15 protein-coding genes are annotated in these 20,037 nt (G+C 39.1%); 7 read left to right on the top strand and 8 right to left on the bottom strand.

The window, feature by feature from the left end:
• From DDR33_RS01715 to DDR33_RS01690, 6 genes are all read left to right on the top strand, one after another.
• On the top strand, positions 1-365 hold a 365-nt coding region (locus DDR33_RS01715), incomplete at its 5' end, for a plasmid mobilization protein (protein ID WP_158280609.1).
• Positions 340-1,272, top strand: coding sequence for a relaxase/mobilization nuclease domain-containing protein (locus DDR33_RS01710; RefSeq protein ID WP_109414022.1), 933 nt, complete (start codon positions 340-342; stop codon positions 1,270-1,272). The genes DDR33_RS01715 and DDR33_RS01710, both read left to right, overlap by 26 nt.
• Positions 1,269-1,781 carry a hypothetical protein gene (locus tag DDR33_RS01705; RefSeq protein WP_109414021.1) on the top strand — a complete coding sequence of 171 codons (513 nt, stop codon included), beginning with the start codon at positions 1,269-1,271 and terminating at the stop codon, positions 1,779-1,781. The genes DDR33_RS01710 and DDR33_RS01705 overlap by 4 nt, the downstream gene beginning before the upstream one ends.
• A 74-nt stretch (positions 1,782-1,855) precedes the next feature.
• A complete protein-coding gene (locus DDR33_RS01700; RefSeq protein WP_109414020.1) occupies positions 1,856-2,188 on the top strand; it encodes a type II toxin-antitoxin system HigB family toxin in 333 nt (110 codons plus the stop codon).
• 2 nt (positions 2,189-2,190) lie between these two features.
• Entirely contained in the window at positions 2,191-2,646 is a 456-nt protein-coding gene (locus DDR33_RS01695) for a helix-turn-helix domain-containing protein (RefSeq protein WP_109414019.1), read from the top strand.
• 348 nt (positions 2,647-2,994) lie between these two features.
• Complete coding sequence (locus tag DDR33_RS01690) at positions 2,995-3,834, top strand: hypothetical protein (RefSeq protein WP_109414018.1); 840 nt, start codon at positions 2,995-2,997, stop codon at positions 3,832-3,834.
• 165 nt (positions 3,835-3,999) lie between these two features.
• On the opposite strand, the gene DDR33_RS26570 is transcribed toward DDR33_RS01690, so the two are convergent.
• The 8 genes from DDR33_RS26570 to DDR33_RS01650 form a co-directional block, all read right to left on the bottom strand.
• Positions 4,000-4,170 carry a Fic/DOC family N-terminal domain-containing protein gene (locus DDR33_RS26570; RefSeq protein ID WP_238387618.1) on the bottom strand — a complete coding sequence of 57 codons (171 nt, stop codon included), beginning with the start codon at positions 4,168-4,170 and terminating at the stop codon, positions 4,000-4,002.
• A 159-nt stretch (positions 4,171-4,329) separates the two neighbouring features.
• Positions 4,330-6,027, bottom strand: a complete 1,698-nt coding sequence (locus DDR33_RS01680; RefSeq protein WP_109414017.1) for a DUF262 domain-containing protein — start codon at positions 6,025-6,027, stop codon at positions 4,330-4,332.
• Between the two features lie 19 nt (positions 6,028-6,046).
• A complete protein-coding gene (locus DDR33_RS01675; protein ID WP_109414016.1) occupies positions 6,047-6,697 on the bottom strand; it encodes an HNH endonuclease family protein in 651 nt (216 codons plus the stop codon).
• Positions 6,690-7,865: an AAA family ATPase gene (locus tag DDR33_RS01670; RefSeq protein ID WP_109414015.1), complete on the bottom strand. Its 1,176-nt coding sequence runs from the start codon at positions 7,863-7,865 to the stop codon at positions 6,690-6,692. Before DDR33_RS01670 ends, DDR33_RS01675 begins: the two co-directional genes overlap by 8 nt.
• Before the next feature lie 10 nt (positions 7,866-7,875).
• Positions 7,876-11,937, bottom strand: a complete 4,062-nt coding sequence (locus DDR33_RS01665; protein WP_109414014.1) for an Eco57I restriction-modification methylase domain-containing protein — start codon at positions 11,935-11,937, stop codon at positions 7,876-7,878.
• Positions 11,938-15,294, bottom strand: a complete 3,357-nt coding sequence (locus DDR33_RS01660; protein ID WP_109414013.1) for a helicase-related protein — start codon at positions 15,292-15,294, stop codon at positions 11,938-11,940. It abuts the gene before it with no gap.
• A 77-nt stretch (positions 15,295-15,371) separates the two neighbouring features.
• Positions 15,372-16,055 (bottom strand): hypothetical protein, encoded by a 684-nt coding sequence (locus tag DDR33_RS01655; RefSeq protein WP_158280608.1) that lies wholly within the window; start codon positions 16,053-16,055, stop codon positions 15,372-15,374.
• Positions 16,056-16,906: 851 nt separating this feature from the next.
• Positions 16,907-17,854 carry an aldo/keto reductase gene (locus tag DDR33_RS01650; protein ID WP_109414011.1) on the bottom strand — a complete coding sequence of 316 codons (948 nt, stop codon included), beginning with the start codon at positions 17,852-17,854 and terminating at the stop codon, positions 16,907-16,909.
• 699 nt (positions 17,855-18,553) lie between these two features.
• Here DDR33_RS01650 and DDR33_RS01645 point away from each other — a divergent pair.
• A complete protein-coding gene (locus DDR33_RS01645; protein ID WP_202913625.1) occupies positions 18,554-20,011 on the top strand; it encodes an IPT/TIG domain-containing protein in 1,458 nt (485 codons plus the stop codon).
• Positions 20,012-20,037: the final 26 nt, after the last annotated feature.

Genomic DNA, 20,037 nt, shown 5'->3' with positions numbered 1-20,037 from the left:
AGGGGAACCGTCCTAAAGGCGGCAGACCGCCCAAGAAGATCAAGCGAAGCCATATCTATATGATCAGGCTGACCGATCTGGAGCAGTTTAGCATTGCTACTAAAGCTAAGAATGCCGGGCTCACAATAAGCGACTTCTTTCGAAAGTCAGCACAGAAGGCAAGAGTTGTTTCAAGGTTGAGCCCAGAAGAAGCGGGCTATATGCGAGTTCTGACGGGGATGGCAAACAACCTCAATCAGCTGACGCACCTGGCGCACAGGAGCGGCTTGTTATCCGTGCAGCGGAATTGCCGGATCCTAATAGGAGAGATAGATAACACACTTAGAAAGTTGAATAGCGATGATAGGGAAGGTGATCATAGGTAAGAGCTTTGCGGGATGTATCGCTTATAATCTGGAAAGGCCGGAAGCGGACCTTTTAGAGGCGTACGGCGTGCGCGAAACGAGTATTAAAGACATGATCCATGATTTTAATATGCAACGCAAGCTCAATCCCAGTTTGGGCGAGGCAGTGGGCCATATCGTCCTGAGTTGGAGTGCTGAAGACAAAAGTAAATTGAGCCCGGTTATTATGGTTGAACGCGCGAGGGAGTATATGGAAAAGATGAAAATCAAGGATACGCAGTATATGATCATTCAGCATACAGACAGGGCACACCCTCATCTGCACCTTATTTATAATCGCGTGGCTAATAACGGAAGAACGATTACAGACCGCTATCAGAAAGTAAATAACGCGAAAGTATGTAAGGAGATCACGTTGCGGTATGGCTATCACCTGTCAGAAGGTAAGGCGGCAGTAAACAGGCATCGGCTTAGAGGTGCCGACCGGACGAAGTATGAAATGAATGACACTATTCAAGCCGCCGTTCGACTCGCGAAGAGCTTTCCGCATCTGGAGGCGATGCTCCGGCAGCAAGGGATACACGTCCATTATAAGCACCTGGGTGGAAGCGAATCCGTACAGGGAATCAGTTTTAGTAAGGGGGCTATCAGACTAAAGGGTTCAGAGATCGACCGGAGTCTGAGCTATGGGAAGATTCGTCTGCAGATTGATCGCAATATGCGCAGTTTGCCTAAAGAGCAGTGGTCGGTGGGTAAAGGGGAGAGGCCGGTATCCGATATAAGGGTCAATGCTATCAGGGATGTCTTAATTGATAATGGTCCCTCTTTGTTCTCGGAATTATTGAGGTCAGAACAAACGGAGAATAGTGAAATCTTGCCCGGATGGCAAAAACGTAAACGCAAAAGAAAGAAAGGACGGCGGATATGAACAATACGGAGGAAAAGTTGGAAAGTATTGAAGATGTATTGCAACAGTTAGTGATATCAATAAATAGGTTTTCGCAGCAGGAAGTAAAGAGACAAGGAGAGACGAAGATCCCTGATTATACTGAGCGATTGGATCAGATATATAAGGGGTTGGCAGAGTTAAAGCAAGAGAATCCGAGGACTGAACTCCATCAACTCATTGAACAGCTGAAAAAGCTAAAGTCAGAACCGCGTACTGTTAAGCAGCATCGCTTACTGTTGTTCCCCGAAACAAACCAGGGGCAGTATTATAAAATCGTCTTCGGCAGGCTTCTGCCGTGGGGACTGCTGTTCGTGTCAGCCAGTTATTGCTTTTCGCTTGGGCAAAAGGCGCTCGAGGTATGGAAGATCAAAGATTACAACGAAAGGGCTGACCAATATGTAAATGCCTGGCTTTATATGGATGAACACGCAGAGAACAAGGCAATAAAAAAGCGGATGGCTGAGGCCTGGCAGAAAGCAAATCGATAACTGAAGAGGCTCGAGATCGGTATTAATATTTTGAAGTTCTCTTTTTGAGAACTTTTATTTAAATTTGTATAAAGATGAGGGTTCATCTGATAAAAAAGAATACGTTAGAGCGTTTTGCGCAACTTCATCCCAGGAGCAGGACTTCGCTGAACGATTGGATCGAAAAGCTAAAGTTCGCCGACTGGGAAGAGCCAGGCGATATGAAATACACTTATAATACGGCTGATCTTTTAGGTAAAGGCAGCAGCAGGGTAGTGTTTGATATTGGTGGTAATAACTACAGGATGATTTGCAAATATGTATTCGGTGCAAGGCAGGCTCACCTCTTCGTATGCTGGATGGGCACGCATGCGGAATATGATAAGATCTGTAAACAGGGAGAACAGTACACCGTTAATCTTTATTGAACATGGAAGCGACAACTTTAAAATATACGGTTATAAAGGATAAGAGCCAGTACGATCACTACTGCATGCAGTTAGAGGAGTTATTGGAGGGCGAGCAAAATGAAGCGGTACAGGATGAAATTGATCTGCTCACGTTGCTGATCGAGAAGTTCGACGAGGCGCATAATACGTTTACGGAGAGCGACCCAATTGCTTTGCTGCGTTCTTTTATGGCAGACCGAGGCTTAAAATCGCAACATTTGGTTGAAATCCTTGGTGTCAGTAAAGGCTATGTTTCTGATATACTGAACTATAAAAAGGGGTTGTCTAAAGAAGTGATAAGGAAGTTGGCGGATTACTTTAAAGTGAGACAGGAGGCGTTTAATAGATACTATCACTTGACGCCTTCAGCTGGTAATTATACTGGAAATGCTGATTTAGTAAATACTTCTCCGCAAATACAAGTAGCTAAACAATAATTTAAAGCAATTAATATTTAAAGAGACTGTAATAAGCGCTTCTTTTTGGACTCGATCAGAGGTCTGCGCATATAAGTCTCTGATATTTTAATGATTGATAGTGATGAGTAAATCAATCCGCCGTATCCGAATGCTATAGCTTTCTTTGCAAATATTGTTATTTTCGGCGGTGAAATCCTTAGTATAGAAGACTTCGCCAAATTTCGATAGACGGCTGTTATTAAGAGTATTGGATTTCTCAACTGCTTGTTCAACAATACTTAGTATTAACTATGAGCCGTTTTTGTTGACGTTTCAGGTTCAAACAGAGTAAAATAAGTGTTTTTAAAACTTACAAGATTTAGGGAGATGCACAACACAGAAATCGGAATATTTATCTTAAATGCACCCTTATTTAAAAAATATGAAGTTTCGGCTTTCGATGGTGATATAATTGACATTCTTTTCTTCAATGGAGCAATAGATTGTTTTTGCCCAAAATGCGGTACCCATTCCATATTCCAAGGTCAAAATGACGATCCTAACCGGCGACAACACAAAATAAACTTGTCTTTGGGGTTCGATGCACCCAATGCAACAAAAAAAGAGCGCAAGCTTACAGGAGTTTACATTTTGGATTTTTATTGTTCCCGTGACAGAGATCATAAATTGCATTTTATTCTGAAAGTTGACGATCAAAAGATGATTAAGATTGGCCAAAGCCCATCTCCATTGGAAATTATGCAGAATGATTTTAAGCAATACAAGCAATTGTTAGGCGCTTCTTTTTCTGATCTTAACAGTGCTGTAATTTTATATAGCAATAATTTTGGTGTCGCATCATTCACCCATTTGAGACGAATAATAGAGAATTTCTTTATGGTCGAGGCTTTTAAGGCGTACGAAAGCCAGAAGGGTACGTATTCAGGGACGCCATATAACGAGTTGCGCTTCAAGGACAAGTTTAATTTGGTAAGAGACTATTTACCTGAGACATTTACGGAAAATCCTAAGCTCTACAGCATAGCCAGCAGCGGCATTCATAGTTTAACAGAAGAAAAATGTCGTGAGTATTTTATCCCTTTAAAAGATTGTATTATCCTTTGTTTAGACGAGATGCTAGCTGACATAAAAAAACGGGCGATGAAAGCAAACGTGAAAGAATCGTTAGGTAAAATTGCTTCTTCAATTGGGAAAAATCAGTCGTAAAAAGAATGTGGTTATTGCGTCGAAACTGTAATTTTAGGCTGGTCTTTGTTTTGAAGTCTGGGCCTGTATTCATTAATTTAACTGTTAAATGTTTAACGTTATGTGTCTGATAATGATGTCAAAGGCAGAATAAGCTGAAGTGAAGATGCTAAATTCTGAATCATCTCATCTTCTTACGGTGGCAAACCCTTCCTTTAAAGCAGTTGCATAATTATAAACTTCTTTCACCGCCGTGCTGGCAAATTGCTGTGCAATGTTATCACTACTGTATAGCTCATCGTGAGTCGTTATAATGTTTTCTATAGCTGAACTGTCTTTTGCTTCCTGTAAAGACAACGTATTCAAATTATGACCTCGTTCGGAATTGTTTCTGCCACACCATTTAATTCTGCAAGAGCCTGATGGGTCAAAGCCAGTTTCTTAAGAACCGCTTTGGTTTCAATGTCTTGAGAGAATGGAAGTTCTAGTATTGAATAGTGGTGCATTTAATTTAACCTACTTAATATTGTCAAAACTCCATTTTTTAGCCGCAAAATTGAGTATTACCTTATGTCTCCTATCAATTGCTTCAGTATCCCAGACAGGTTCATCTGCTGTGCCACTTATGTAAGATTTTATTTCGGCTTGTTGATTAAGAAGCGGATTTCCCTTATAGGATTCTAATTTTTCTTTAAATGGCCTATTACCAATGGAAGCATTATGAGAGCCAGAGATAAGCATAAGGTTTCCTAAGCAATTCAGGTAATCCCTTTTAAATTCGTCCGAATACTCACCCTTTTCATCAACTTCATAACCACATGCTACTAATTGATTAGGCGGAACTTGAGGAGATATATGTTCAATTTGTTCGTTTTCTAACTTTAGGCTCCCAACTACATATCCTTTTCTTTGTATGGAAGCTTCATATCGCCATAGCAGGTAATTCAAAACAGAATTATCATACATCCATTCATCCAAGGTATTTCTCATTTTCGTATCCCCCCAATACCAACTTTCATTCAGCTTATTTTTTAGTGCCGTTTTTAAAGCATCAACATCTCCATCAAACCCTAGTAGAACCTCATTTAACCTTGCGACTATATCTGCTCTGCTGTTGATAAGATAGTATCTAAATACTAACACTTCCATTATGTGAAACATCTTCGAAAGCTTAATATCGTCGTTGCCGAAATGCTTATATCCCTTGATTAGAAAAGCATACACAAAAACCGGTATCTTCAATTTGTAAAGACGCTTTAAATATTTGTCCCTACAGAGCTCCATTCTCTTTATGTTAGAAAAGGAAGTATGGAGTTCTTCGATAAAATCTATAATCCACTTTACCTTATTGCCTGACTTCCTAAAAACTTCTTTTATATCTTCGATTGTTCTGTAAGCATATCCCTTTATGTAAGCGTTGCAATGGTATATTAAAATGCTGTCTTCATTAATCCTGCTTATATCACTGATGAGATGATAGATAAGCTTAAAGATATTAGAAACATGTTCTATATTAGTTTCGGTTTCTTCCGGCTTGCTATAAACATACATTTGATACATAAAGTAAGATTTGAGTTTTTCCATATTTGTCAAATCCTTTCCCCTGTTGTTTTGCAATTCAAACATCAAGGCTGCATCTTTCTTACCAATCAATTCAATGCTGGTGATCTCTGTACTCTCTAACTTCTCTAATATATTAATCAATGTATTAGTAGATTTCCCTTGCAGCTCTCTTATAAAATATACCTTCGCCCCTTTGATGCGTTTTTGCGATGCCGTAGAGGTTTCAAAACTTTTCTTGCCATCCATAATAAGAGCATCGTAGCAAGCCATATCGTAAGTAACAGGCCGCAGTTTTTTATTCCCACCATCCTTTAGAAATATTCTTTCCTTCTCTGCTAAGGATAAATGCAAATCCTCTCCTCCTTCTTCCCGCTCCTTCAAAACAGTGAAAAGAGAGCGCATGAATATTGTAAGGGTAGTAAGGCGTTGTTGTCCGTCGATTATTTCATATTGCACCCCTTTTTTGATAGTCTCAAGGAGGATGTTCCCAAAGAAATAGTTATTATCCCCTTCTACTTGTTCGATAATATCTTCTAAAAAAGTTTTCCATTCTCGTTGTTCCCAGGCATAAGCTCGTTGATAAACCGGGATTATGAAACTTTTCTGCGAACTGTCAAAAAGTTCTAAAAGATTTTTGTGATTGAAGTTCATCTTTAAATCAATGATTCAGTTAATTATTTTTTAGCTTACTTAACAGCTGCTCTATCTCGTCGATTGTTTCCTTTTTAAGCAAATCCGAAAACTTCATTGGCTTTGCTTTGATACCCTGAGCAGCGTTAACTGTATCAACCTCTAACTCTTTCAACCTGAAAAATTGATAGGTAAATTTTCCTTTCTCACTGTCGTTCTGCACCGTATATTTGATCATCTTGGTATCGTTCCTTGTAGTGTTTTCGTAACATAGGTGATCGAAATAGCTATCAAAATTCGGATGTATAATCTTGTAGTTATCAGTGTCTTCAGGAGTAATATGAGCCGCAGCAGGATCTTTTAAGAACGAAGTTTTTTCTCCTTTCACATTCATATTACACCTTTTACAGGCAACACTTAAATTGAATGGAGAGAGCGCAAATGGCAGATAGTGAGCTTTGGGAAGTATGTGTTCAATATCAAGTACCAATTTAAATTCACCATGTGTATTCTTACAGCAATAGCAGCATTTTTCACCTAATAATCCTCGATAATGGGCTTTTATTTTTTGCTTGACGGGAGCCAACTCTTCTTCATCCCAAATCTTGGTGGTGTCATTTTGCCGACAATTCTCAATAGAGTTTTTAATTGCATCAATGTCGGCTTGAGTCAATACGGTCTCGTCATTCATTGGGCTGTGCATTAGAGTTATTAATTTTTGCAGCTATTTCTCTTAGGCCATCTAATACCTCAACTTGCTTTGGATCGAATGATTTATTCTGCCACTTGTTCAATTCTGTAAGAAGGCTATTATAAGAGATTTCCTTCTCCGCAAGCTTATTTAGTAAATCGACGATGTAATCAGACAAATATCTATTCTCTGGAGTTACAACATTGAAGTAACTATAAAATGCTTCCTCTATATTAATAGGTTCTTTAGCCTTTTTAATAAATTGGAAGTTTCGGCATTCAAAGACATTAGTTCTTTCATTCGCTATTTCTGCACCTGTGACTACTAACGCAGAGTGAGTTGCCGCCACGATTTTTGGCTGGTACAAGTAAAATAATTGGATGAGTATTTTTATATAATCTTTCTGCCAAGAGGGATGAAGGCTGTTTTCCGGTTCATCAATTAGAACAGCTGAATTATCATCAATAGTGGTAGCAAGATATATAATTGAGCTTATGAAACTTAGTTCTCCTGAACTGGCATCATAAAGCGGTATAGTTTGTCCATCCTTACGCAAATACAGATTTATCCCTTTAATTATGGAAAGCTTTTTAAGCAACGTTTCATACTTCAATAGCTGTATAAACGATATTCTGTCTATTTCGTAAAATGAAAATTCACTTAAAGAGAGCCATATGATTTCCTCCGAAATTGTAGAAGAAGATTTGAAGAGCAAAGATTTAAGTTCTTCTAACTGCCTCACATTTAAAGCACTTTCCGTTGGATGACTGCTGATTGCGTCATTAAGAGTGCTCTCTGAAATTTCAATTCTTTCAATTCCGATTACCGGGTCATATCCTATAAATCTGAGGGCTTCAGAAGCATTTTTAAATCTGGTTATTTCTTCTGTCGAAATATTTAGCAAGGCGTGTTTTATTGACCTCTTTGCCTTCTGTCTTCCAGCTCGATCGCGTAAAAGGTGAAGGTTTCGTCCGTTGTCGGGAAACTTGTCGTGGATAGAATTAGAAATAGCAATCACCTTTTTTCCTTGTGCTAAATATCTGCGTGTTAAAAAAGCCAGCATTTGACTTTTACCGCTGCCGTTTTCACCAATGAGTATTGAAACATCACCTTCAGATGAATTAAAAAATTGTAAGTCGGGAGGAATATACGTGTTGTGTAATAACATAGGTTAAGTATTATTTCCAGTGGTCCTTAATATATTTATTCGCCTCACTTGGCTTTAAATCAATAGTCGAGGCCTGGCGTCTGATGTAAAAAATCTCCTGTCCTTTTTCATCAGTTAGGTATACTGGCTCTGTTGACTTCTCCTTGATATGGACTAAGCAGACGAGCTTTCCATCTACTGTAGGGAAAGATACATCAAGGTATCGCTGAAAACGGTTGCCGAGGCTTTTATGGATTAGATTATCGAAATGCTTTTGAAACTCGTCCAACTTATCGGCTTTGCTGAAAGAAGCGAAATCGGGTTCCAAGCCCAATATGTTTTTATTGTCTTCTATCCCTATCAGTAAATCGCCACCTTCAGAGTTGAGAAAAGCGGCGATGGTTTTAAGTACGCTGTGCTCTATAAATTTCTCGGGTCTATTGGTCTTTAAATCCACCCTTAGAGTGCTCTTAAACTCTACTTTGCTGGTTTCGCCAATCTCAATGAGGTTCAAGCAACGTTGTTGAGCTTCTGAAGTTTGGGCAAATTGTGGCGCTAAATTCTTATAACATGTCAGTGCTGCTTGTTTTTGGGCAACCGGAACAATTGGAAATGTGGAGAGAATGTAGGTAAACTCCTCTTCCGTTAGACCATAAATATGAGCTATTATTCCGTCTAGTTCTGCCCGTAATTCATCACGTTCTTCTTTGTCGGTAGCAACTATATCAGTTGACCATTGTGTGTGCATTACTTCTTCCCATAGTTCGGCAAATTCTTCTGTTGTACAAATTAATTTGGCGGCCCTATCAACTATCTGCCGGAACCAACTATCTCGCTCACTTAGACGCGGGACAGGTAATTGGTATATGTAGAACATGTTGATATTGGTAGTAACTTGCTGTCTCAAAAACCAGTCTAAAACAAAAGAACTTAAAAATGAAGTACAAATCAATTGTGCAGGGTAGGTTAAATTTTCAGAAACATTAATAGAATTGCCCGTAAAACATTTCGGTATAATGGTGCTGATTAAAGTTCTTTCGTTAGTGTTGGAAGCAATTGAACGATAGGCTAATCTATACTTTTCATAACCTAATATCTGATTAGTATCATCTTGTCTGCCAAGCAAAGCTTTCCTGCCTTCCTCGATGTCTATCCAATATCTTGGTTCAGAAAGGTGATTAGTATAATGAAATATCATTTTTCCTTCATAAAGTGGCAATGATTTAGCGCTTTGCTTTTTATTGAACAGATAGGCATCATCTGTCATATTAAATTCTCTATGAAGAATAATATGCCAGAAAGCTGTTTCATCTGACAGAGTTGGAAACTGTAACAGCTTATTGGTTATATTAAAATCAGTTGCATCCTTTATCTCCATAATAGACATACTATCAGGCGATTGCCTTTTAATGAAATCTACACTTAAATTAATAGCGCCACTTTCAGGAAATGATATTAAATCCTCAACATTATGTCGCATAAAGGCGGAAGGAAATTCTGTCGTTACACCTCCCTTTTCAAAGGATAAGACGACAAACTTAAACATCCGATGGACCCCTTCAAAAATCTCCTTCCTATTTTCAAAACCAAAAACACCTGTTATCTTTGATTTCTCGAATAATAATTCTCTAAGTTTCTTTGACCCCAAATCATTGTAAATTCCGCTAGGAATAACAATGCCACAATACCCTCCTTTTTTTAGAAGTTTAAATGATTGCTCAACAAATAATTTATAGAGATTTACGTCTTTCCCATGTCTTTTGCCGTTTATTATGGGCACCTGATTAACGTATTCCGGAGAGATTCTGAAATATTCTCTAACATGGTTATAATCACTTTGGTATTTCAGCCACTGCTTTCTTACAGTTTCGTCTTCCATTAAGGACTTTAATTCCAGTAAAAAGTCCTTAATGTCCATTTTTTTCTTTGAGACATTTTTACTAAAGGACATAAGAAACTCTTTTGAGTTTGGTTGAAATGTCTCCCAAGGCGGATTAGTAATAATGGCATCGAACCCGTCCTTTTTTCTGAAGATGTCAGAGAACTCATAGCCCCAATGGAAAGGTTCTAACGCTTCGATGTCTTCTATTTTGATAGGACGTTTTTTTAATTTACCCTCTTTTTTGTTCTCCGCATCCCAAGTGCATTCGCTGTAGGGGATGCTTAAATTCTGAAACTCATCAACCAATAATTTATTTAAAATCTTAGCCGCCTTCTTTTCACTTTCCTGTATGCTGTTCCTTAAACTTTGCAAACCTTCATAGCCAAGCCCTTGTGCTTTTTTATACGCTGTAATGGCTGCTTCCTTTTCGTTTATCAATTGCTGGTAGCTTTTTGCATAGGTTTCGGAAAACATATTGCCCTGTATAAGTGCAGGTTCAAACAAATTCCCTTTTCGAACTACTTTTCCAGCTGGCGCCTTTGATGGGTTGTTGTAATGCGTATTAAATTTATCCGGGTCTACCCGCATCATCCCAATTAGTGAATTGCCGTTCATGATGTTGAAATCAATATTAGGCAGCGGTTCTAAATCATCTACGTTGTTTGCACTGGAAACGAGGGCAAGAAATAAGCGGAGTTTGGCTATTTCAGTAGCTTCTTCCATAATATCTACACCGTACAGATTATTAGTGATGATCTGTTTCTTAATGTAGTAGTTGATACTTGGGTGATCTTCCTGTATAGTATTTTGCCAGTCTAATAATTTCCGGTCGTTTAAAAAACTGATACGGCCTATTATGGCAGCATAAACGTTTATCAGCGTTTTCATAGCCGCAACCAAAAAGGCACCCGAACCGCAGGCAGGGTCAAGCAAACTCAAGCTAGGTAAAACAGCGTTTTCGCCCATAACCAACTTGGCACAGATTTTTGCATCAAGTCCTAAAAAAAGTTCTTCTATGGAGTTAAAACGTCTTTCCTTTTCCCCTTTGTCTAATCCTGCCTTTTTTAAGGTTTCTACGTCGATTTCAGGTCCGTTTACCGCATCTAATATCAGCTTATAAACTGTTTGCTCGCAGAGGTATTCGGTTATTTCGGTTCGGGTGTAGTAAGCGCCGAATGCTTTCTGATTAATATATTTTTCGAAAATATAACCTAAAACGTCCGGATTGATTTCATCGTCTTTACCTCCTGGTGTATCATCTAAACTCCAACTGAACTGTTCAAATAATCCTTTTGGCTCGTCGACTTTTAGCAAGTTTATAAAAGCGATATCCGGGATATTTATTCCGGGATATTTTTCTTCTATCTTGTGTTTGAGGAAAAGACCGCCGTTTAAGTATTTGATTTTCCCTAGAAGCTCGTTTGCGAACTGGCTTCGTTCGGCATCCGGTTTGGCAAAGCCTTCAAAAAACAAGGTTTTTAAGAAAACATCGTAATATTTATCGTCACCGTATTTGTCCTGAGTTTCAAGCAGCTTCTTGTATAAGTAATCCAGGTTACCGTTATCAATGAACCCTTTTTTCTGCAAGAAATAGATAAACATTAGCCGGTTAAGAATTACCGATGCATACCAACGCTTGTCGTTTTCATCCGGTATCCCTTCTATCAGCGGTAAAAAATCAATAAACTGCTGCTGATAATCGGTGAAAAACTGTTTTGTTACTCTCTCTACGTCTAAGGCGTCCTGAATCTTTTTCGCCGCATCGGTGATGGTAATGTCGTTTTCTATCTCGCTTAAATCCACCATTAAGCTGGATATTTTTGAAATGAACGCATCGCCCGTTTGCCCCGCAAAGAAAGTATGTTCCCTAGGCAGGCTTTTTTTATCTTGTCTTTTTAACCATCTCCAGAATGATTGACTTCTGCTTTTATCAACAAAGATTAAAATATGGTGAAAGCTTATTTTTTGGATTTCAGCGGAAATTAACGCCCTTATAGATGAATCAGGAATAGTGCCTTCGTCATTAGTGATTTCGTAAACTGTTGCACCGGATAAATCTGCGATAGCTTCTCTAAAAAATAGGCCATGTTTAGTTTGGAAAGGTTGCTTAGCTTTTGACGCAGGATTATTCCAACCTAATTCTTCCCTAAATAATGTTTTGAAATCGAAGGCCTGCAGCAGGTTTCGAGCGGCATCAATATTCAGTTTCATTTATGATAATGTTTTTAAGCCCAGAGAACAGATAATTTGAGGTTCGCGGAGCGGCTGGTCTTCATAATTTACATGGCAAAGCTTATCATCTTCCCTTAATGATATTACTAATGATGCTAATTCGTTATCATCAATACCAGATTTCATTTGCCTATTCAAAGTGTCTTTTGCAAATTCTTTTAGTGGAAATTTGTAGATATCATCGATTGCTTTTTTCAATCCATCAGTCACGAATATTGTGCCCTCAAATTCTTTGACATATCTATCTAACCTCATATAAACCCTGTATTTCACACCCGCCTTTTTACCTAGTGTACCGCCCGAGGTTTTCTCTTCTTCACGTATAACTTCTATAGCCCTGGCCACTAATTCATGATGGCTATCAATTTTATACAGAGGTTGAGTATGAGCGTTACATTGGCTGGCTTTTAAGATTGCTAATTGAGAATTTGTTATTACAGCCCCTCTGGGGTTAAGCCAAGCTAGAACGTCGTTATCTTCTACTGTGCGACTGTAAACTATTACACCTTCTTTTTCTGGCGCTTCTCCGTTCTCTTTTGTTGCATACACTACATTTGGTAAGTCGGGGATTATTTTAGTTAAAGAGGGGTCGGCATCAGTGGCATTTTTCCAGATCTGGTAAGCATATGAGGCCAAGTCAACTTCGGTATCGTCATCACTTTCTTCTAAAATGCCCGAGCTTTCATTGTACAAGTCGTGCATACTCACCGGGTCGCCTTCGAAAAAAGTCTCGTCAGAGCCCACTACTTCGGCATTCTCTCTAATTCGATTAGTTAGGGTTCTTCGTAAGTTAATAATTCGTTCAATACCATCTTCTGGCAGAAAGGAATAACAGAATATTTTATCCGCTTTTTGCCCAATCCGGTCAACCCTACCTGCCCGCTGTATTAGACGTATAATTGCCCAGGGCAGATCATAGTTGAGTATTATGTGTGAATCTTGTAGGTTTTGCCCCTCACTTAAAACGTCAGTAGTAATCAATATTCTGATTTCTTCGCCAGGCTTTAAAGATTTTTTATTGCTTACCGGGCTAAATCTGTGGGCAACAGCAGTAGGGCTTTCTACATCACCAGTAACATAATCTATCTGCTCAATATTTCTATTTTTTAATTGCTGGAATAGATAAAGTGCTGTGTCTGCGAATTGGGTAAAAATCAGAACCTTTTCGCCTTTGTGGGTATGATTCACCAAATGATAAAGCGCATTCAATTGCTTATCCTCATCGGGATTCCAATCTTTGCCGAGTTCTAATATTTCAATAATTGCCCGACTATCTTCAATTAATTTTTTTTGAAGAGCTTTAGTGAACAACTCTGATTTAATCCATTCAAACTTCTTTTTATATTTATCTGAACAGTATAAGTTATAAACTCTTTTCGCTTGGGATAAATAGACTTCCTCGCTTAAAATTAGATTTAGAAATACATCCCCGTCTATCTTGTCAAAATCTTCATCATCTAAAAATTCATCCAGATTATGTGAAACGTTTTTGCCAATAGGCAGGGGGAGTCTATTTTCAATTGCATAAATAAAGATGTAGTTCCTAAGAATATGCCTACTTAGAGATAGTAAAAACGAATAACCGCTACTTTCTAATCTTTTGAAGAGATTAGTGCGGCAGAAACCCATTAACCGCTTGCCGGCTCTGCTTAGATTAGTAATAATATTCTCTTCTTCTTTTGTTGCTTTAACAATCGGCTTATCCTCTAAGTAGTTGCCCAGGCCATAGCGAGGAACGTTCAATTGATTGATTATTGCAACTACCTGCTGGGAATACAGCTTTGCGTATTGGTCTTTAGGATCTTCCGGGTCGAACTTGTATTCAACTTTTCTGGGTATCCTGTCCGGGAAGTAAGAGCGGCTTCCATCGGAAAAGGTTAGGTAACGCCTTCCTTTATCCTCATCCAGTTGCGCATAGTTTTGTTTAATGAAACTGCGCGTTCTTCTTACCAAAAACAACCTCATCAATTCACGCCAATCATCAGCGAAGTGACTATGTTCAAAGGCTTTAATGCTCCGAACAAAGCTCGAATGCTTCACTTCGAACTGAACCTTGCCACCAATTGACTCTAAATATCTCTCTGGACTAATACCTAAATCTTGTTCGTCAGGAATAAATAACCTCAGTTGACTTGAAAGGTCTATGTATGATTTGTTATAAGGTGTTGCGGAAAGTAAGATGACCTTACTTTCATTTTCCTCCAGATATGATTTGATTGCCCTGTATCGGCTGCCCTGGTCGTTTCTTAAATTATGGCTTTCATCAATAATTACCAGCCTATAACGCCGCAAAATTGGCAGCTTTGTTTGAACTTGACTCTGAGGAATTATTTTGAACGCAGATAATTGATACCTATGGGCATAGTCTTCCCACATCTCGACTAAGTTCTTCGGGCATATAATGAGAATCTCCAAAAAGAAATCGTCATTGAATATTTTAGCCAGGGCTGTAGCTGTGATGGTTTTTCCTAATCCCACAACATCGCCAATCATAACACCATTTCGTTTATGTAAATGATGCGCTGCAACTAACACAGCTTTTTGCTGAAATTCTAGTAGGTCCCTCTCGAAGATCTTAGGTAGTTTAAACTCATTTATACCTGCCCGCGCCTCCCTAGCTAAATGATATGCCATTTTTAGATAGATATGATAAGGGCTGTATAATTTATCTGCTGCCCAGCTATTATCTATTATATCTATTAAGTCGTCGGTGATATCAAAACACCATCTGTCTTGCCATCTGTCTTCAAACCATTTGACAAGTTTTTTTCCCGCATCTTGCTCCTCGACGTCTACGTTTAACTCTCCTTGTTTTGAGAGGCCGGCCAGAGTTAAATTACTGCTACCTACATATCCTTCGATCCGGCCTCTATCTTTTAAGTAGCATAGATAGAGTTTTGCGTGTAGTGGATACCGCAAATGAAGCTTAACAACTACCTTCTTTTCCTTCATCTGCTTACTCAATAACCGAAGGGCTCTTTCGTCATCCGAAGTAGGAGTACCAATTGTTAACTGTTCTTTGAACTCTAGAGCTAATTTTCGCTTCAGTTTTACAGCTGCAGCCTGGTCAATGATATCCTCGTCGTGATTAAAGCTTTCCTTTAGAATATCTAAGGGCATTTTCTGCATTCCAACTAAGAGTCGGCAGCATCGGTGAACTTCTACCGATGACTCCAATACCGGTTCTCCACAAAGATTATCTATGTTAGCGCCAATTTGAGTCCATCCTCTCAGGTTAAAGTATCCAACACATAAATCTGTTCTAGTTGATACACCAAGTGTTTCATTTAGGCCTTTTGAGAGATGTTGCTCTATATTATCGTAGATTTTGGGCATTTATCTATATCAAAATATCTTTAAACGCTTCATTCAGAGTATCCCAATCATTAGACTTTAATAACTGTTCCCCTACGCTAAATTCCCTTGCCTTCATTAGTACCCAACTCCAACTCGGTTTTTAGCGTACCGGTGTCTTCGTAAAGCTGTTTAAGGTTCAAATCTACAGTAAGATTCTTAGAAACTTCAGGCCGATTAGGAGAAATCAAATCGAAAGTGACTTTTTTAATGCGCTTCTGATATTTCTCCACCATGTTCCAGAACTCCTGCTTGTCGAACATCGGTTCAACGAAAAAGGACAGTTTCTTAGATTTCAGCTTGCGATCAATCGTTTCCTCATTGAAATGGCTTACGATATTACTGCTCTTGAATGCATTCGTATTCGTCTGTATTGCTATTTTCTGGACGTTCGGCTCGTTATTAATAACGACAATGATGTTGGGGGAGCTTTCTTTTGCGTCTTCCGAAAAACCTTTGCTAATGTTTTTCAGGTTCCTTTTTACCCCTACTTTGAAGTAAGAGAGGTTGGCATCTGAATACATCAGCTCAGAAGTAATTTCCGACTTGCTGGAGTGAAAGTGGAACTTTTCATTACTGATCAACTCCTGGAAAATATCGTTCTTCACCGCCCGAATCTGTTCTGGCGTACTGTACTTTCCTTCGATATCTAACTGAATAGCTTTATCGATAACTAATTGATCGCGAAATACCTGAAACGAAGTCATTTTGCCTGCCTCAGGTGGTAATTTTTGACTCATCATGTGAATTAGGAGGGATTGGTAAAGTACGTATTAAAAAGGTTTTAAGCAAATCTTACCAATTGGTAAGATTTTAAGCGTCCAGTTGTATGATCCGCGATTTCTGCTTTAAGACTATGCATTCCCACAGGATTACTTCTGAAAGTAGTACCAACTATACTCTTGTCCTTAACGCCCAACACAAGCCAGCCTGCAGTCTGTCTTTTTAGATTAGCCTCGTTACAAAGAGTTGAGAAGTATTTGCCCAGTCTATCAAAGTCGTAGGTGTTTTTTGCTTCTTTAAATTCTACGACTTCTGTTTAATAGCTTAGAGAAAGAACTTCGTGAAGCTTCGCTTCTATATCTGTGCTTCTTTTCATCTCCGTTCTTGCCAGTGCGGGTTATACATATATTCAAACTCATTTAAAGGACAGGGTCTTAGTTAGGAAAGTGAAAATTACGAATTTTTACAATACCGCTTGAACGCTGGTTACTATTGTGACCACTGAACCGCGTTTTCTGTTACAAAGGGGGAGATATTTTACAGAATAGCTGTTTGTTACTATGTTTTTTAATCCTTATTTTTGATAAGCGCCGAACGCAAATTAAGAGCTGCGAGTGCGTCAATAGTTCATTCAGAAGTTTTTCAAAAAATGCCCTAATTCACACCCTCATTCCTGAGTCAAGAAGAACGGCATTGTAAATCAATGATTTAGAGCGTCGGAGATGCATCCTGCCATCCCGACATTAAGGGTAACAAAAATAAAATAGCCTCTAAATGAATAATTTAGAGGCTATTTTATTTTCATATCAAGATAATTCAGTTTCAGTTCTTTCTTAAGAAAGATAAGGCAAGTAAAAGAACAGCGCCCGTGTTATGTCCACTCTGGAAATTGTGAGATATTTAGATCCAAAGCTGAAATTGCTTTCATTTCAGAATTACTAAGCTTAAAGTCGAAAATGTTTAAATTCTCAATCATGTGTGCTCTTTGAACAGTTCTGGGTATAGCAACTACACCACGTTGGTAATGCCACCTTAAACTTACCTGAGCATTGCTTTTATTGTGTCTTTTCCCAATATCAGCCAAAGTTTGATTAGTAAAAAGTCCGTTTCTACCTTCTGCAAATGGTGCCCAAGCTTCCATTTGTACTCCGTTTTTCTTCAGATCATTATATGAGTCCATCTCATGAAAGAAGGCATGAGTCTCAATTTGATTTACTGCGGGTTTAATTTTAGCCACTGACATTAAGTCGTCATATTGAGCTGGGGTAAAATTACTTATTCCGATAGCTTTTATTCTGCCTTCTTTGTAAAGCTCTTCCATCATTCTCCACGAACCTTTGAAATCTCCTCTTGGCCGATGAATCAGGTATAAATCTAAATAATCTGTGCCCAGTTTTTTTAAAGAGGTTTCAAAAGCCATTTTTGCCTTTTCATACCCAGAATCATCTACCCAAATTTTTGAAGTTATAAAAAGCTCTTCTCTTTTTATACCGCTTTGTTTAATCCCTGCCCCAACGAATGCTTCGTTTCCGTATCTGGTTGCTGTATCGAAAAGACGATACCCTACAGAAATAGCTTCAGCCACAGACCGTTGACATACATCATCTCTCAATGAATACGTGCCAAAGCCAAGAATTGGCATAAGTAAACCGTTGTTTAGTTTAACGGTTGGAATTGAGCTATTGGTTTTTATAGAATTTGAAGCACTGTATGCTTTATTACCCAAAAAGGGGAGAAACATTGCAGAAGTTGCAAGTACTGCGCTTTTTTGTAAAAAATCTCGGCGTTTAATTTGGTTTTCTTGATTCTTGGTATCCATATATTTTGATCAATTCGGTGTTTACTTTCACTGCCTATTTAAAACCTTAAGTGCTGTCAGCTTTCCTGAGGGTTGCCTAGTTGTGTTTATTGCCGGCGTACAAGGTGATTACGTAGTAATTTATTGATGTTCGTTGTGGTAAATGTAGTAAATAATGTGTGATTAATGTTCGTGAGTTTATATTAAAAATGCGATCCCCGGTGATGTTGAAACGGGCAAAGGGCTAGACCAGACTCTATTGTGTTAGAGAATGGTATTATCCTCATCAGGAAAGCGGTACTGGATAATCGCGGATCTTGAAGGAGCAGGGCGGTCTAATGGGATTCGAACCGGCGATTAAAAAGTGCCTCTGAGACAATTTGTTGAACTATTGAGATAAAATGATACTATCACGCATTTACTAAATCGTTTTATTTGAATCTTTAAATAACTAACTGATTTTCACTTTTAAGAAGTGAATTTTGAAATCTAAATAGTCTTTATATGAAGGAAAATTTACTTACTAATCAGGTCGTTTTGGCTGTTTCTGCTCTTTTCCGCAGATTACCTTCTTCTCCCTTTATGAAACAAAATGTTATGGGTTGGCTCCGGCTCTCTCCTGCGTAGCTCTTCCCTGCCAGGCTGCTTGTGACTGGAGGATTACTCTTCAGCTTTCAGCAGTATTATAACATTCGAGAACATTTTTAACCATAAAATTTTATGAGCGCTACACAAATCAGAAGAAGCGATAGCCGGCTCGTATGCTGGATACTATCGGCTTTTATTGCACTTATTTTAGGAATGGGGGGCTGTAAAGACGACAAGGGTACTGTCGTTAAAGAAGCAGCGCCATTCGACCCGTCCAAGCCTGTCGTGGTATCGGATTTTCTTCCTAAAACAGGAGGAATGGGACAACGTCTCGTCATTTACGGGCAAAATTTTGGAGATAACCCGGCTGACGTGTCTGTATTTATTGGAGGAAAGAAGGCCGTGGTAATTGGCGTGCAGGGCGAGTCTATCTATTGTTTTGTGCCCAGGCAGGCATACAGCGGCGAAATTGAAGTGCGCGTAGGAAGTGACGGAAATGCTGTTGGTAAGGCACAGGAGCATTTTGCGTATCAGCGCAAGATGGTAGTATCAACCCTTGCCGGATACAGAAATGACAGGGGGGACGAACCCTGGAAAGACGGGAAATTCAAAGATCCAGACCAAAATAAAATGGCGAGCGGATTCTGGAATGATTCCTTTATGAGGTTTGACCCTAAAAATCCGAAGCATCTTTGGGTAACTTTTGATGGTAATAACGGACTCTACCTCATCAACTTTCAAGACAGCACCATAACTAAAAAGCGGTCAGATTTCGATCGTCCCCGTAGTGTGGATTTTACGCTTGATGGTAAATATATGATCATTGCCGAAGACAGGGGTAATGAAGATGACCGGGCAACTTATCGTTTATCACGTGAGAAAGACTGGCAGGACAGGGAGATCCTTACAAAATACAAACAGTGTAATGGCGCATCTATCCATCCAGTCAATGGTGAGATGTATTTTAATAGTTATTCAAAAGGAGAGTTCTTCCGGTTTGACTTGAATAAGTATTTCAATGAAGGAGGAGTTGGGGACAAGGATTTTGAGAAATTGTTTGTTGTTCAGGATCCAGGATGGGAATATAAAATATTCATTCATCCAACAGGAAACTACGCTTACATCGTGGTTATCAACCAGCATTATATTCTTCGGATTGATTATAACTGGGAAAAGAAGCGGTTTAATCAGCCCTATCTTGTATGTGGTAAGCTCAGTAGTTCGGGTTATACGGATGGGGTAGGTACATCTGTCCGTCTTAATACTCCCTATCAGGGCGCGTTTGTGAAAAATCCGGCTTACGTTGCGGAGGGAAAGCAGGATCAATATGATTTTTATTTTACCGACAAAATGAACCATGCCATCCGTATTCTGACACCTGAAGGAAGTGTGACAACATTTGCCGGGAGAGGAAGTTCGAGCATCAATCCTAATCCCTGGGGATATGTTGACGGGGATTTGCGACAGGACGCAAGATTCGACAGGCCAACCGGGCTTGCTTACAACGAGGAGGAGGGTGCGTTTTACATTGGAGACAGAGAGAACCGCCGCATCCGAAAGATAGCCCTGGAAGAAATGCCCGTAAAGTAATTAAAGAATAATTAGTGAATGGAATT

This window comes from Pararcticibacter amylolyticus, from assembly GCF_003130405.1.
GTDB lineage: Bacteria > Bacteroidota > Bacteroidia > Sphingobacteriales > Sphingobacteriaceae > Arcticibacter > Arcticibacter amylolyticus.
Note: the sequence above shows the minus strand (reverse complement) of the source record. Positions and strands in the feature narration are given on the sequence as shown.

Excerpts from the sequence above, each read along its gene's own strand:
- DDR33_RS01690 (WP_109414018.1), top strand. The coding sequence starts at position 2,995 with ATGCACAACACAGAAATCGGAATATTTATCTTAAATGCACCCTTATTT.
- DDR33_RS01675 (WP_109414016.1), bottom strand. The coding sequence starts at position 6,697 with ATGAATGACGAGACCGTATTGACTCAAGCCGACATTGATGCAATTAAA.
- DDR33_RS01695 (WP_109414019.1), top strand. The coding sequence starts at position 2,191 with ATGGAAGCGACAACTTTAAAATATACGGTTATAAAGGATAAGAGCCAG.
- DDR33_RS01680 (WP_109414017.1), bottom strand. The coding sequence starts at position 6,027 with ATGAACTTCAATCACAAAAATCTTTTAGAACTTTTTGACAGTTCGCAG.
- DDR33_RS01665 (WP_109414014.1), bottom strand. The coding sequence starts at position 11,937 with ATGAAACTGAATATTGATGCCGCTCGAAACCTGCTGCAGGCCTTCGAT.
- DDR33_RS01650 (WP_109414011.1), bottom strand. The coding sequence starts at position 17,854 with ATGGATACCAAGAATCAAGAAAACCAAATTAAACGCCGAGATTTTTTA.
- DDR33_RS01710 (WP_109414022.1), top strand. The coding sequence starts at position 340 with ATGATAGGGAAGGTGATCATAGGTAAGAGCTTTGCGGGATGTATCGCT.
- DDR33_RS01645 (WP_202913625.1), top strand. The coding sequence starts at position 18,554 with ATGAGCGCTACACAAATCAGAAGAAGCGATAGCCGGCTCGTATGCTGG.
- DDR33_RS01670 (WP_109414015.1), bottom strand. The coding sequence starts at position 7,865 with ATGTTATTACACAACACGTATATTCCTCCCGACTTACAATTTTTTAAT.
- DDR33_RS01700 (WP_109414020.1), top strand. The coding sequence starts at position 1,856 with ATGAGGGTTCATCTGATAAAAAAGAATACGTTAGAGCGTTTTGCGCAA.
- DDR33_RS01655 (WP_158280608.1), bottom strand. The coding sequence starts at position 16,055 with ATGATGAGTCAAAAATTACCACCTGAGGCAGGCAAAATGACTTCGTTT.
- DDR33_RS01660 (WP_109414013.1), bottom strand. The coding sequence starts at position 15,294 with ATGCCCAAAATCTACGATAATATAGAGCAACATCTCTCAAAAGGCCTA.
- DDR33_RS01705 (WP_109414021.1), top strand. The coding sequence starts at position 1,269 with ATGAACAATACGGAGGAAAAGTTGGAAAGTATTGAAGATGTATTGCAA.